The following is a 13,870-nucleotide window of genomic DNA, read 5'->3' as shown; positions in this document are numbered from 1 at the left end:
CAGGACAATGCACCCCGCGTGGGTGTACCATTGCGCTCCCGTGATCGGTCAGGTTCAGGGAAATCAGTGGAAAAATTCATGCGCGTCGTCAGCTGGATGGTGATCTTCGGAGCCGTTTCAGCGCTTATGTATCGTGGCCTCGCACCCCTGTTGGGTGAGGGCGACCTGCATGATATCGATGCCATCCTGGTAGCCGGGACCATGGCCGATGATCGAATCGCCCAGATCGCCCAGTGTGTCCGTGAACTGGATGACGAACCCGGCAGCCAGGGCGCTTCCACCACCGAACCGTCAGCGACCGAGGCCCCCCGGGACCTGCTTTCCCGTGCCGACGCTGATGATGTCGCGGCGTGTCGCCGCAAGGTCATGGCCCAGAAATGAAGTTTTCAGTTCCCAACACCCTTCTCGTCACCCTGCTCGCGCTGGGTGCCTCCACCGCCGGCGCTGCCGAAACCGTGTTCGAGTTCAAGGGTAGCGCCAGCCGCAATACGCCCGAATTCGAAGTGAAGGCGCCGTGGATTCTCGACTGGCGAATCACCACCGAAGGCGCGTATGAGTCCGCGGTGGACATTTCGCTGGAAGAGGCCGGTACCAGCGCCCACCAGGGGCGTGTGTTGTCGACCAAGTATCCCGGCAACGGGGTCCGCATGTTCGACCAGGACGGCCGCTTCTATTTCCGCGTGGATTCCTCGTTCTCGACCTGGACGCTGAAAGTAATCCAGTTGACCGAGGAAGAGGCGGAAGCCTACACGCCGCGTGAGCGGCCCTCGGCCATCGACTGATCGTCGTCCTGCTTGCGCTCGACCCAGAGCGCGGCGGCACAGAACAGGAACAGCCACCAGGGCCCATCCGGCGCCAGGGGAACGCGTGCCGTGTTCGGGTCACTGACCTGCGCCGGTTCCGAATGGTCCATGCGCCTGAACGTCGCCTGTTGGCGCGCCCAGCGCCCGGCCGTGCGCCATTCATCTTCCGCGTGAACGTACTCATGGCCCTGTGGGATGGGCTCGTCCGTGCCCGGCGCGATCCAGTCGACACGGTGCCAGCCGCTGCTTTGCGGCCAGAACGCAATACAGCCCAGGGGGCCGGTCGCCGGGTTGAATGCCAGCGTGGATTCGATGGCCTGCCCACCCGCGACGGGGGCCACGCGCAGGCGCCCGGCGATGTCCAGGGCCGTGTTGTCGGTGGCCTGGGGGGTCTGCCGGCAGATGTGGTGCACCAGGCTGGGGCGGGCCAGGCTGTCGGGTGACGGCGGCGCCAGGCGGCCCCGGTCATCCGGGCGTGCCAGCGTGCCCAGCACATGCCCCCAGTAGGCCGTGTAGAGGTCATCGCGCCCCGCGGTGCGCCAGCGGTGACGTTCGCGCAGCACGCTGATGGCCACGCGGCCCAGGCCGTGGCCATGCCAGGCTTCCAGCTCCTGCCCCTGCTCATCGGCGGTGAGCGTGTGGCTGTCGTTGGCCACGAGCCGGCGCCCCAGCAGCGGCAGGGCGATATCGCCCTGGAAGCCAGGTACGAGCGGGTGCGCGCTCTCCCTGGGCTCGGCCTCGCGTGCCAGCGAGTAGCGCGCGAACAGCGTCCCCGGTTCAAAGTCGTCATCGGCCAGCAGCAATAACCCCAGGCCGTCGGCGACGGCCGACTCCAGTCCATCGCGCTGACCGGCATCGAGCGAGGCCCAGCGGCGGCCGTCCATGACCAGCAGGTCGAGTTCGGCCAGCCAGCTCGGGGACAGGCGCGCGCCGGCGTCGCGGTTGATGCCCTGGTCCAGGCGGCGGTCGCGGCTGATCGTCGTGTCGATCGACAGCGTGCTGCCATGTCCGCCGGCCCATTGCTGCAGGTGCCGGGTCTCGAAAGAAGGCGCGGATTGCAGCACACCGATGCGGACGGGCTTGCCGCCGGTCACTTCGACATTCACCGGCGCGTGGTCGATGACGCGGTCGCCGCGGTGCAGCTCCAGCCGGTAGCTGTACAGCCCGGTGGCCCGTGGAACCGCCGACAGAGAGAACGCCGCGCCGGCGCGGACGCTGGATTCAGCCACGCGCGTACCGGCGGGATCCAGCAGCGTGACGGTCGCCACGGCGTCTGGCGAGTCGGCGTGGTAGCGCCCCGTGACCCCCAGTGGCTCGCCGATGAACAATCGCCGGGGCCAGGCCGGTTCGACCAGTCCCTCCAGCGCCGGTGGTTCGAAGTCGATGCCCACCGATGCGGGCAGTTGTGCCCATTCATCGGCGTCCAGGCCATGGCCTTCGACGACCAGGTGACCCAGTCCGGGCTGGCGCAGTGGCAGTTGCGCGGCCAGCGCCAGCCGCGTCATGCCGGGCTCGATGCCGACCCCGGGCAGGGCGAACACCGACCCAGAAGGCCGCTCCGCCGTGGTCGGCGCGCCCTCGGTCAGTAGCGTCACGGTGGCATCGGCGCTGGCCAGGCGCTGTGGCGGCGCCAGCCAGGCGGCCAAAGCCAGCGCGGCGCCGATGTTCAGCACGGCGACCAGCAGCCAGCGCGCCGGTGAGCGCCGGCCCAGGCGACGCCAGGCCGCGTAGACTGATACGGCCGTGACCAGCACCAGCAGGCCCAGCCCCCAGGCCGCGGGCCCGGTGGGCAGTGAAATGACCCAGGTACCCTGCGTCATGGTGTCGTGTCCTCCGCGGTCTGCTCGTCACCCGGATTCGCGTAGTCGCGAACCAGCGGATCACCGGCCATGTAATCGCGCTGGCCGGTGCGTGGTACGGCCCGTGCTGCCGGCAGCAGGGTCCACAGCGCGTCGCGTAACGCCGGCAGGCAATCCGGGCAATCGTCGACCGCCAGCTGGCCGGCGACCAGGACCCGCTCGATGGTCGCGGCGTGGGTGATCAGCGCTGGCCGCTGGCGTGACAACTGCTCCAGGCGGTTGCGGGCGTGCGCCAGGCGTTCACGCGAGTCCGTGTCCAGCGGTTCGGCCGGGTTCGCCCTGCTGATCCAGTCCAGCAGCGCGGAGAACAGTACGCGATCACCGTCGGGCGCGGGCGGCTCCAGCCGGTGGGACCGGGAGCGCACCTCGTCGAGCTCGCCCTGCAGGCGACGCTCCTCGCTCACCGGCGGGGGCTCGAAGCCCAGCCGCCGCGTGTACACGCGCTCCGCCTGCCGGGCCAGGTTCAGGTATTTCAGCGCCTCGTACTCGTACGGCAACGCCTGCGATGGCTCGGACAGGAGCAGGTGCAGCTCGGCCTGCCACATGTTGCTGATGGCGCGCTTCATCATGCCGACCGGGTTGCGTGACGTGATCGGACCGATCTCGGCGGCGCCGTGGGCGTGGCCAAAGCGCGAAACCAGCGCATCGGCACCGCCGGACGGGTCCAGGCCGGCGGGCGGCGGCCCGGAAGCCAGCTCACCGTGCCCGGGTTCCGCGTGCAGGTGCTCATGATTGTGTGCCTCGGCGTCCTCGGCATGGTCGTCGTCATCCGCGGTCTCCGTTTCGACTGCCGCCTCGTAGCCATCGCCTTCGCCAAACTCGTCGCCCAGGTACTGGCCGTAGCGCTGCTTAAGGTCACTCTGCGCCTGCCCCAGCGCGCGCGAGGTTGCGTCGAAGTTGTCCCGGTCCAAGGCCTGGCGGTCGGCGATCAGGGCCTCGGTCTCGATGATGATCTGGCGCTGCGACTTGAAGTAGTCCGGCATCAGGTCGATGGCGATGCCCTCGGCCGCCACGCCGGAGGGCGCCTCGTCCAGCCAGCGCACCACCACGGTGTCGGAACGGGCGCTGTTGGGCTCGGGCGCGCGGTTGTCGGTGGCGACGACGAAGAAGTAGACCTCGTCACCGGGCGCCATGCCGATCGCGGCCAGGTCCCAGTCGCGTGAGTAGCGCGTGCCGTCATCCGCGCTCTCGCTGGCATCGAAATGGAACACCTCGTCGCGGAATTTCACACCCTCGCCGGCGCCCTTGGCGACCGAGGCGCGGATTTCGACGTCGCCGATGCCGTAATCGTCGCGGACCAGGGCCGTCGACGCGAAGCGGGCCGGGCCGGCCATGGGAATCTCCATGGTGGCGCTGTCGGGCTCAATGATGCGGACATCCGGTGGTCGGTCCAGCGTGACGGCCAGCGTGTAAATGCCAGGTATCGAGAGCTCTTCGCCCACGGCCATGACGACCAGGCGGTAGAGGCCGGTGTCGTCGACCTGCTGTTCTGCCACCAGGGTGCCGTCGTCTTGGCGTTGCAATGGCAACAGGGCGTCACCCAGGCGCAGGGCGTAATCGCCGGGCTGGTTGAAGCGCAACCGCCACTCGACGCGGCTGCCTTCCGGCAGCTCCACGTCCAGGGCGTCCTGCGTGAAGGCCGGCAGCCCCGTGTAAGCCGGTGGGATCACAGTCACCCGCGAGTCCGTCAGCTGCAGCGCCGCGTCGGCCCGGGGAGCAGCGTCACCCGCGGTGGGCGACGGGGTCGTGCTCGTGACCCAGCCACGTAACGGCATGGCCAGAAGCCAGAGCGCCACGCCAGCCAGGGCCAGGGCCGTGGCGGTACGCGGCCACGTGGCGGGCTTCCAGTCGGCCGGGGTGGCCAGGGCGGCGGACAATCCGCGCGCGACCCGGTCCCGCTGCAGCTGCCGGGTAACCGGCAGCCCGTCGCGAGGTACCAATAGCAGCTGGGCGCTTTCCTCCAGGCCGGGCAGGCGCCTGTTCAGGTGCTCGGCCAGCTCGGCGTCGGTCTTTCGCGCCAGGGGCCCGAAACGGGCCAGCGCGAGCAGGGTTAAGGCTCCGGCCGCGATGGCGGTGCCAACGGCCACTTCCGTGGGCAGCCCCGCCATGCGTGACGCGCCCGCGGCCAGCGCCGCAGTCGCAACGGCCAATACGAGGCGCCGCAGCCACAGCCGCCGGCGTAAGTGTCCGAAGGCCGAGACCAGCCCGGCATCCATCGTGGCCCGGTCACTCATGACGACGACGCTCGCTCAGCACACGCTCGAGCCCCCAGAGGCACACCAGCAACAGGGCCAGCCAGGGCTGCAGTGGTCGGTACGGTCGGCCGGCATCGTCGTCCGTTACCAGCGCGTCGTTGGCCTGCCCCGGAAAACCGGACAGGTCGACGCCGGCATGGGCGAACAGGCCCGCCTGCTCGGCTGGCGTCAGGATCGCGTCCAGCAGTCGATTTGGAAAACCAGGGTCGCTGTCCTGCCGCGGAAAGGTGATGGCGCTGACATCCAGTGGCCGCGCGTCATCCGGGGCGTCATTCGAGTCGAGCTGCCACTGCAGGCCAGGCAGCCGGTGCCGGCGCAGTAACGCCAGCGCCTGCTCGGTCTGCGCCAGCTGGGCGTTGTCCAGTTCGTCGGCCGGAATAATTAGTGTTGGCGCGGGCACACTGGGGGAGGGTTTGTACCCTTCAGCCACGACCCAACCGACAGGGCCCGCAAGCGCGGGCATGCGATCGCCAAACTCGCCGGCGCTGGCCGTGCTGGTGACCGTGACCGCGCCGGTGTGTCGCAGCGTGTCCAGCCGCTCCGCCAGCAACGGCCAGGCGTCCGGTGGGTTTGCGGCCAATGCCGCGTCGACCGGCTCATCCACGGACGGAAAGCCCGGCAGCAGCAGGCGACGGTCGACATCGGCGCCAGCGGACGGCGCTTGCCCATCCAGCGCGGCCCAGGCGGCCGGGGTGATGTACTCGCTGTCGCGCGGCTGGTCCTGCAGCCCGGGCAGGGCCCAGCGCGCGATCACCAGGGCGGCCACGGCCAGGATCGCCAGCCGCAGCAGCAGCAACAGCCACTGGTCCATGCGGATTTCGCGCGCACGGCGGCGGCGCGCGGCCCGGACCAGGGCGATGTTGCCGATCAGCACGCGCTTGCCACGGCTGCGGTTGACCAGGTGGATGATGATGGGAATGGCGGCGGCGGCCAGGGCCCACAGGCCGGCCGGGTAGAGCAGCATCGCGTTGGCCAGCGGGCCCATCAGCGCGGCATCCGGAGCCTGCGCTGCAGGTAGTGATGCAGCGCGGCGTCGAGCGGCTGGTCAATATCGAAGCTGTCCAGGCTGACGCCGATGCCGCCCAGCGCGGCGCGCAGGCGGTCGTTGTAATCGTCCAGCGCGGCCAGGTAGGTGTCGCGTGCGGCGCGCCCCGAAACCAGCACGGTCTCACCGGTTTCCAGGTCCTCGAAACGCACCGGCCCACGCCAGGGGAACCTGGTTTCGTCCGCGCACAGCAACTGCATGCCGTCGACCTCGTTGCGCGCATTGGCAATGCGCCGCACCAGCGCGTAGATCTCGTCGCTGACCTGGTGAAAATCACTGATGATGAACGCCAGTCCGGCGGACTGCAGGCGCGCCAGGTGGCTGCCCAGCAGGTTCGCGTCGGGAAATCGGTCGCCGGTCTCCAGGCCATGCAACTGCGTCAGCAGCCGGTGCCACTGGCGCTCGCCGGTGGCCAGCGGCAGGATCGTCGACTCGCCTGCGTTCAGCGCCAGCAGGCCAATGGGGTCACCCTGTCGATGGGCAATCCAGGACAGCGCGGCAACCAGGTGGCGGGCGTAGTCGAACTTGCTCCAGGCGCCATCCTCGCTGCGCTGCGCCATGGACTGGCTGCAGTCGATGACGAACCAGGTGCCGATCTCGCTTTCCCGTTCCGCCTCGCGGACGAAATAGCGGTCGGAACGGGCATAGAGCTTCCAGTCGATGCGCGCGGGATCGTCGCCAGGCTCATAGGACCGGTACTGGCTGAACTCGATGCCGACGCCGCGTTGGTGACTGGGCTGGATGCCGTGCAGGAAGCCCTCGGCCACCGTGCGCGCCACCAGCGGCAGGTCCCTGACCCGGGCCAGCGTCTTTGGATCGATGAAGCGCTCCAAGCGGATGACCCCGGCGGTCAGCCCAGCGGTGAAGCGGGTTCGGCCACCTTCTCCAGCACCCGTGCCACGACGTCATCGGTGCTGACGCCATCGGCTTCGGCCTGGAAGTTGCGCAGCAGCCGGTGCCGCAACGTGGCCGGCGCCACCGCCCGCAGGTCGTCCAGCGTGACGGCCAGGCGGCCGCGAAGCACCGCGTGCGCCTTGGCGCACAGCACCAGCGCCTGGCCCGCGCGGGGCCCGGCGCCCCAGCGCAGGTAGTGCTGCACCGTGTCGATGCCGCTGTCCTGCGGCCGCGTGGCGCGCACGATATCGGCCACGTAGCGCAGCAGGGCCGGGCTGATCTCGACATCGCGGACCAGTGCCTGCAGCGCCAGCATGTCTTCCCCGTCCAGGGACTTTTCCACGCTGGCGCGCTGGCCGCTGGTCGTGCGCTCAAGGATATCGACCTCTTCATCGATATCCGGATAGCTGACGCGGATAAACATCAGGAACCGGTCCAGTTGCGCCTCGGGCAGCGGATAGGTGCCGGCCTGCTCCACCGGGTTCTGCGTGGCCAGCACGAAAAACGGCGCCGGCAGCGGGCGGCTCTCGCCGCCGTAGCTGACGGAGTGCTCCTGCATGGCCTCAAGCAGCGCCGCCTGTGTCTTCGGTGGTGTGCGGTTAATCTCGTCGGCGAGCAGGATATTGGTGAACACGGGCCCCTGCTGGAACTTGAAGAAGCGCTTGCCGGTGGCGTGGTCTTCTTCCAGGATCTCCGTGCCGATAATGTCGCTGGGCATCAGGTCGGGCGTGAACTGGACGCGCCGGAAGCCCAGGTCCAGCGTCTTCGCCAGCGTGCTGACCATCAGTGTCTTGGCGAGTCCGGGCACACCCTCGAGGATGCAATGCCCGCCTGCCATCAGGCTGATCAGCATCTCCTCGACCACCTGCCGCTGCCCGACGACGACCTTGCCAATCTCATCCGTCGCCCGGCCAACCCGCCCCAGCATCACTTCCAGTTCCTGCTCATTCATTCCAATCTAGTTCCTGTAGTCTTTTGTCACGCGTCACGCGTCACGCGTCACGCGTCACGCGTCACGCGTCACGCGTCACGCGTCACGACGTCATCGCGTAAACGACGATATTCACCGCGAACCGCGTGTTGTCATTCACCATGAACCGCTTGTTGCGGAAGTCGTAGTCCCATTCACAGCCGTAGTCCTTGTTGCTGTAGAGCACGGCGATCCGGCCATCGATCTCGATGGCCTTCAGGTACTCGTGGACCAGGTCATCGCCCCAGCCATTGAGTTCCTGGCTGGTGCGCGGTGGCCCGTCGAATTCGAAGAACGATGAGTACAGCGCGTGGTCGTTGGGGATCTTGGCCAGCGCGTCGGGGCCGAATATCTCCGCCATCTGTTCCTCGAAGCTGCGCGCGAACAGGCCGTCGATATCGTGGTTGCAGTCGTCGATGAACACGAAACCGCCGTTGCGCACATAGGTCTCGAAATTCTGCCGCTCCGCGTGGTTGAAACGCAGTAACCGGCGCCCGGCCAGGTAGCAAAAAGGCGACCCCAGCATGGCCGGGTCGGCCAGCGCGATGACGCGCTCGGTCAGGTCCACCCGGATGGTCGTGTACTCGATCAGCGCGTTGAGGATATTCGACGGCGCCCGCTCATCCACGTCCCAGTCACCCGACTCGTAACTCAGTCGCGTGAAATAGAAATCCGCGTCCGACCCCCGCGCCCGCAGCGGCACACCCAACCCGGCCAGCGCACCGGCTGCGAGGGCCGTCGTGATCAACTGTCGGCGTTTCATGCTGGGGGAAGGGTGACGCGTGACGCGTGACGCGTGACTAAACCCCAGCGCTGATGTGGGGTGGGGTGCGTGCGGGGCCGTTGTGGCGGTTGCTTCTTCCAGGGCCTCCAGCGGCCATGGATGGCCGCTGAAGAGCGTCCCAGGGATGGGTTTAAGCGTGCCCTGGATGAAGTAACCGTCACGACGGCGTTCGGCTCGTAGCGACTCCCGTCAGACGGCGTCTGACAGGCTCGAGAACGTGAAGTCCCGCAATTTCATCGGCGGCACCAGCGAGCCATTGATCCGCACCGGCTTGCCCAGTTCCTCGATGTTATTGAGCATGACGATGGGCGACTCGTTGAAACGGAAGTTCTTGATCGGGAACTTGATTTCACCGTCCTCGATGTAGAACGTGCCGTCGCGGGTCAGGCCGGTGTACAGCAGGGATTGCGGGTCGACCTGTCTGATGTACCAGGTGCGCGTGACCAGTACGCCGCGCCGGGTGCCGGCAATCAGGTCTTCCAGCGACTTGTCACCGCCTTCCATGACCCAGGGCAGGTTGCCGCCGAAGATGCCACCACCGGTGAACGGTTGCGGAACATACGGCATGCCGGTCTTCTTGGCCCAGTAACGCGAGTTGGGCAGCGTCTTGACCACGCCCTTGTCGATCCACACGGTCTTGCCGACGGCTGCGCCGTCACCGCCGAACGGCGCCGAGGGCACCTCGGGGTGGGCCGGGTCGGTGAAAATGGTGACGCGTTCGTCGAACATCTTCTCGCCGGCACGGTTGCGCGGTGCATCTTCCGGCAGGGTCTCGCCTTCTTTCGCCTTTCGGCTGAGGAAGCTGCGGCCTTCGTCGGCCTGGCGCTGGCCCATGTTGCCGATCATGTTGCCGATCAGTGTTGAGCTGGCGGCCGGTTCAAGGATGACCGTGTACTTGCCGGGTTCCATCTCGCGGGCATCCCGAGAGCCGGTGGCCTTTTTGATGGCCACGGCGGACGCGGCGCCGGTGTCGAGCTTGGACACGTCGTTGTAATCACGCGCGGCCCAGCCGGAACCCTTGCCGTCCTCGGTACGAATGGTCACGGTGAAGTTCGCCTCGGTCGCCGTGTTGTACGCGAACAGGCCCTTGCTGTTCATGATGGCGATAAACGACGCGGTCTCTTCCAGGTAGCCGGCGGCGACCAGGTCATTGGCCTTCGACGGCTGGATGCTGGCGTCGGCGAACTCGGCACGCTGCTCCGGTGTCACGCTGGCGGTGGAGTCGAACCACGTGGGCGTGTCGGTGTACTCCTGCGGGCCCAGGATGGACATGAATTCCGGATTGTCCGGGGCCAGGCGGGCCAGTTCTTCGGAGCGGCGCACCACTTTCTCCAGCGACGCGTCGTCGAACTCGTTGATGGTGGCCGTGCCGACCTTCTGGCCGAAGCTCGACTGCACCACCAGGGTGACGTCGCTGACTTCGCCGGCGGTGGACACGGTGTTGCGGGCGTAACGGATGTTGCCCTGGTTATTGCCGGCGAGGTTGCATTCGCACTCGTCGGCCTGGGAGAAGGACAGCGCGCGTGTCAGCAGGTCCTTCGCTTCCTGTTCGGTCATGATTGCCATGTTGTGAAACTCCAGTTGTTCTGCGAGGACTTGATCAGCCGACCTTGCGGGCGGTGTTGATCACGTTGACGTTGTTGAAGCGCGTGGTCGGGCAGCCGTGCGACACGGCGCTGACCTGCGAAGGCTGGCCCTTGCCGTCGAAGAACGAACCGCCGACGCGGTAATCGCTCTTGCCGGCCATCGCCACGCAGGAATTCCAGAACTCCTGGGTGTTGGACTGGTAGGCCACGTCCTCGATCTGCTCGGTGATCTTGCCGTCCTTGATTTCATAGAACAGCTGGCCGCCGAACTGGAAGTTGTAACGCTGCTGGTCAATGGAGAACGAACCGCGTCCGACGATGTAGATGCCGTTCTCGACGTCCTTGATGATGTCGTCGGCGGACAGGTCGGCCTGGGCGTTGGGTTTCAGCGACACGTTGGGCATGCGCTGGAACTGCACATCGGCCCAGCTTTGCGAGTAGCAGCAGCCGTGTGATTCGTCCTGGTCGATCATGTGCACCTGGTCGCGGATGGCCTGGTAGTTGACCAGGATGCCGTCTTTCACCAGGTCCCATTCCTTCGTTTTCACGCCCTCGTCGTCGTACTCGACGTAGCCCAGCGAGTGCTTCTGGGTCTTGTCGGCGACCAGGTTGACGATGTCGGAGCCGTACTGGAAGTCACCGGACCGCCATTTATCCAGCGTGGCAAAGCTGGTGCCGGCGTAGTTGGCCTCGTAGCCCAGCACGCGGTCGAGCTCCAGCGGGTGACCGACGGACTCGTGGATGGTCAGCATCAGGTGGTGCGGGTCCAGTACCAGGTCGTATTTGCCCGGCTCCACGCTGCGTGCCTTCATCTTGGCCTGCAACTGCTGGCCGGCCTCGCGCGCGTCGCGCACCATGTCATAGGCGAAGCGGTAACCGACATTGGCGCCGGCCACCTGGATCTGCTCTGCCGGGTCCGGCTCAAGGTATTCGAAGCCCATACCGACCGGGTTGCCCAGGCCGTTGCGTTGCTTGAACCCACCCTCGCCCACGGCGGTGGCGAAGAACGGCGCCCACAGGCGATGCACGTCCTGGTCGATGTAGCTGCCGTCCGTGGAGGCGAAGAACTTCTGCTCGTTCACCTGGAACAGGATCGAGGTGATGTAGTTGGCACCGTTATCGAGCGCGGCGTTGTTGACCTCCATCAACAGGTCGACCTTGTCCTTGATGGGCACTTCCAGCGCGTTCTGTTTGATCGGGGTGCGCCACTGCACGTCGCCGGCGCCGGTGACCGGGGCCAGCTGCACGGGCTCGGTCTGGAATTTCGAATTGGCCTTGGCCACGGCCACGGCCTGCTGCGCTGCTTTCGCCACGCCATCCGGGCTGGTGTCGGAGGTGGCCGCGAAGCCCCAGGTGCCGTTGGCGATGACGCGGACGCCCACGCCGAAGGATTCGGTGTTGACGATGTTGTCGACACGCTTTTCCTGCGCGGTGATGAACTGGTTCAGGTAGCGGCCGATGCGCGCGTCGGCGTAGCTGGCGCCGGCGCTGGTGGCGGCGTTCAGGGCCACGGTGGCGAGTTGCTTCTTGGCCGCGAAGTCCATCCCGGTCTGGGTCAGTTCGGCGGCGGACACGATCCGGCCGGTGATCGGCAGCATCAGGCCGCCCACACCGATGCCGGTGAGTTTTACGAAATCCCGTCTGTCCATGGAGAGTCTCTCTTGTGTGCTGGTGTGTGGTGTTATGCGTCCGGCCGCTCTGCCCTGGCCGGGTCGATCACTGTAAAGTGATTGCTGCAAGCCCGCAAAGGCTACGGGGCTGCCAGCGCGGCCGGAAAGTGCGATTAGTCATGGTCCGGACAGATTGCATGTCGAATCCGGATGTTTGATATAAGTCGTTCACAAAAGTAGTATTTGATTCACTTCAGGGGCGCCAGGTGCAGTCCTGGCCGGGAAGGGAGACCCGACATGCTCAGCGACGATCAAGCCAGGGGCAGCACCGAAAAGGCAGCCAGGACCATGAATTCCCGTACCGATACGTTGGTCGGCCACCTTGTCGAGGTGGGCGGCGAATCATTTACCGCGGTCATGCACAGCCAGGATGGAGAGTTCCAGGCCGAGCGCATGATCGGCATGCACAAGGTGCTGATCGGACAGGTCGGTTCCTACCTGAAAGTGTCCCACCACGGCCATGACATTGTTGTCATGGTCGAGAACATGTGGGAGGAACACACGCCTGGCGGCCAGCTGCTGCACAAGGCGCGGCTCAGCCCTCTGGGCGAAATGGCCGTGGGCGGCGAGTTCAAACGCGGTGTCACCAACTACCCGACCACCGGGGCGGAAGTGCATGCCATGTCCGACATGCAGCTGGAGCGGATCTTTTCCGATTCGGCCGATGGCGGCTACAAGGTCGGCAAGCTCAGCGCCACCGGCACCACGGACGTGTTCTTCCGCGCCTCCAAGTTCTTCGGCCGCCACGCGGCCATCCTGGGCCAGACCGGTTCGGGTAAATCCTGGACCGTGACCAGCCTGGTGCAGTCAGCCCTTCGCACCATGCCGTCGGCGCACATCATCATCATGGACATGCACGCCGAGTATGGCGACAAGGACATGGGCGGCGCCGGCCGCTCGCCGTTCCCCGAGGGCAAGGTGCGTTGCCTGGACGCCCGTGAACTCGAGGTGCCGTACTGGCTGTTGAGCTTTGGCGAGCTGACCGAGCTGTTTATCGACGAGGACGACGCCAACGCCGCGGTGCAGCAGGCCCTGCTGCGCAACGCCATCATCGACCTTAAGCGCGAGACCAACGCCGACCAGGACCTGGGTGCGATCACCGTGGACGCGCCGGTCTACTTCGCCATGGACGACCTCTACGAGCGCATCAAGGATGCCAACCGGCGGTCTTCCGACTTCGGCAAGACCAAGTCCGCCACCTTCGGCCGTTTTGACCAGCTGCTGGTGCGCATGGAGAGCCTGCTTAACGACAACCGCTACGACTTCCTGCTGCGGCCGCGGATTCGCACCAGCACCGACTCGCTGGTCGGGCTGATGGAAGACTTCATGGGCCTGGGTGACGTCAAGGCGGCGGTGACCGTGCTCGACCTTTCCGCGGTGCCCATCGACGTGGCGCCGATGGTGACTGCGCAGATCGCCCGGCTGGCGTTCGAATTCAACTTCTGGAACCCGCAGTGCCGCGAGTTCCCCATCACGCTGGTCTGCGAGGAAGCGCACGAGTACATCCCGCGCGGCGACCACCCGCGTTACAAGCAGGCCAAGCGGATGATGGAGCGTATCGCCAAGGTCGGCCGTAAATATGGTGTTGGCCTGCTGGTGGTCAGCCAGCGCCCGCACGACGTGTCGGAGACGGTGCTGGCCCAGTGCGGCACCTACGTCTGCCTGCGCATCACCAACCCCAACGACCAGGACTACGTCACGGCGATGGTGCCCGATGCCGCCCAGGGTGTGCTCGGCGCGCTGACCTCGCTGGGCCCTGGCGAAGCGATCGCCATGGGCGAGGGCGTGCCCGTGCCCGTCCGCCTGCAGGTCAACCGCCCGAACCCGCCGCCGAACTCCAGCGATATCGACTTCACCACGCACTGGCGCCATGGCGGTGCCGATGTGGACGTGAAGAAGCTGGTGCGGCGCTGGCACAAACAGGTTCGCTAGTCGCTCCGTTGTAGGGCGTTTCCGCGACTATTGCGCGCGGGGCACGCTCGAGTACATCCATGTATCGCTTGG

At 66.5% G+C, this 13,870-nt stretch carries 11 protein-coding genes; 3 read left to right on the top strand and 8 right to left on the bottom strand.

The annotated features are described in order from the left end of the window. The first annotated feature begins 78 nt into the window (after positions 1-78). Together F3N42_RS09055 and F3N42_RS09050 are read left to right on the top strand one after the other, a co-directional pair. Positions 79-381, top strand: a complete 303-nt coding sequence (locus tag F3N42_RS09055; protein WP_150864106.1) for a hypothetical protein — start codon at positions 79-81, stop codon at positions 379-381. Continuing rightward, positions 378-782, top strand: coding sequence for a hypothetical protein (locus tag F3N42_RS09050; RefSeq protein WP_150864105.1), 405 nt, complete (start codon positions 378-380; stop codon positions 780-782). The genes F3N42_RS09055 and F3N42_RS09050 overlap by 4 nt, the downstream gene beginning before the upstream one ends. On the opposite strand, the gene F3N42_RS09045 is transcribed toward F3N42_RS09050, so the two are convergent. The 8 genes from F3N42_RS09045 to F3N42_RS09010 form a co-directional block, all read right to left on the bottom strand. After that, the gene (locus tag F3N42_RS09045; protein ID WP_150864104.1) at positions 746-2,623 is read right to left on the bottom strand and encodes a hypothetical protein; all 1,878 of its coding nucleotides are present in this window, start codon (positions 2,621-2,623) and stop codon (positions 746-748) included. The two genes, F3N42_RS09050 and F3N42_RS09045, sit on opposite strands and share 37 nt — an antisense overlap. Then, entirely contained in the window at positions 2,620-4,896 is a 2,277-nt protein-coding gene (locus F3N42_RS09040) for a DUF4175 domain-containing protein (RefSeq protein ID WP_150864103.1), read from the bottom strand. Before F3N42_RS09040 ends, F3N42_RS09045 begins: the two co-directional genes overlap by 4 nt. Continuing rightward, positions 4,889-5,902, bottom strand: a complete 1,014-nt coding sequence (locus tag F3N42_RS09035; protein WP_150864102.1) for a BatA domain-containing protein — start codon at positions 5,900-5,902, stop codon at positions 4,889-4,891. The genes F3N42_RS09040 and F3N42_RS09035 overlap by 8 nt, the downstream gene beginning before the upstream one ends. Continuing rightward, a complete protein-coding gene (locus tag F3N42_RS09030; RefSeq protein ID WP_150864101.1) occupies positions 5,902-6,795 on the bottom strand; it encodes a DUF58 domain-containing protein in 894 nt (297 codons plus the stop codon). Before F3N42_RS09030 ends, F3N42_RS09035 begins: the two co-directional genes overlap by 1 nt. A 17-nt stretch (positions 6,796-6,812) precedes the next feature. After that, positions 6,813-7,808: an AAA family ATPase gene (locus tag F3N42_RS09025; RefSeq protein WP_150864100.1), complete on the bottom strand. Its 996-nt coding sequence runs from the start codon at positions 7,806-7,808 to the stop codon at positions 6,813-6,815. An 82-nt stretch (positions 7,809-7,890) separates the two neighbouring features. After that, complete coding sequence (locus F3N42_RS09020; protein WP_150864099.1) at positions 7,891-8,589, bottom strand: DUF4159 domain-containing protein; 699 nt, start codon at positions 8,587-8,589, stop codon at positions 7,891-7,893. A 210-nt stretch (positions 8,590-8,799) separates the two neighbouring features. Beyond that, positions 8,800-10,176, bottom strand: a complete 1,377-nt coding sequence (locus F3N42_RS09015) for a TldD/PmbA family protein (RefSeq protein WP_150864098.1) — start codon at positions 10,174-10,176, stop codon at positions 8,800-8,802. Positions 10,177-10,210: 34 nt separating this feature from the next. After that, positions 10,211-11,845, bottom strand: coding sequence for a TldD/PmbA family protein (locus F3N42_RS09010; protein WP_150864097.1), 1,635 nt, complete (start codon positions 11,843-11,845; stop codon positions 10,211-10,213). A 258-nt stretch (positions 11,846-12,103) separates the two neighbouring features. On the opposite strand from F3N42_RS09010, the gene F3N42_RS09005 reads away from it, so the two are divergent. Continuing rightward, a complete protein-coding gene (locus F3N42_RS09005) occupies positions 12,104-13,798 on the top strand; it encodes an ATP-binding protein (RefSeq protein WP_150864096.1) in 1,695 nt (564 codons plus the stop codon). Positions 13,799-13,870 lie beyond the last annotated feature (72 nt).

This window comes from Marinihelvus fidelis, assembly GCF_008725655.1.
In the GTDB taxonomy this organism is placed as follows: domain Bacteria; phylum Pseudomonadota; class Gammaproteobacteria; order Xanthomonadales; family SZUA-36; genus Marinihelvus; species Marinihelvus fidelis.
Note: the sequence above shows the minus strand (reverse complement) of the source record. Positions and strands in the feature narration are given on the sequence as shown.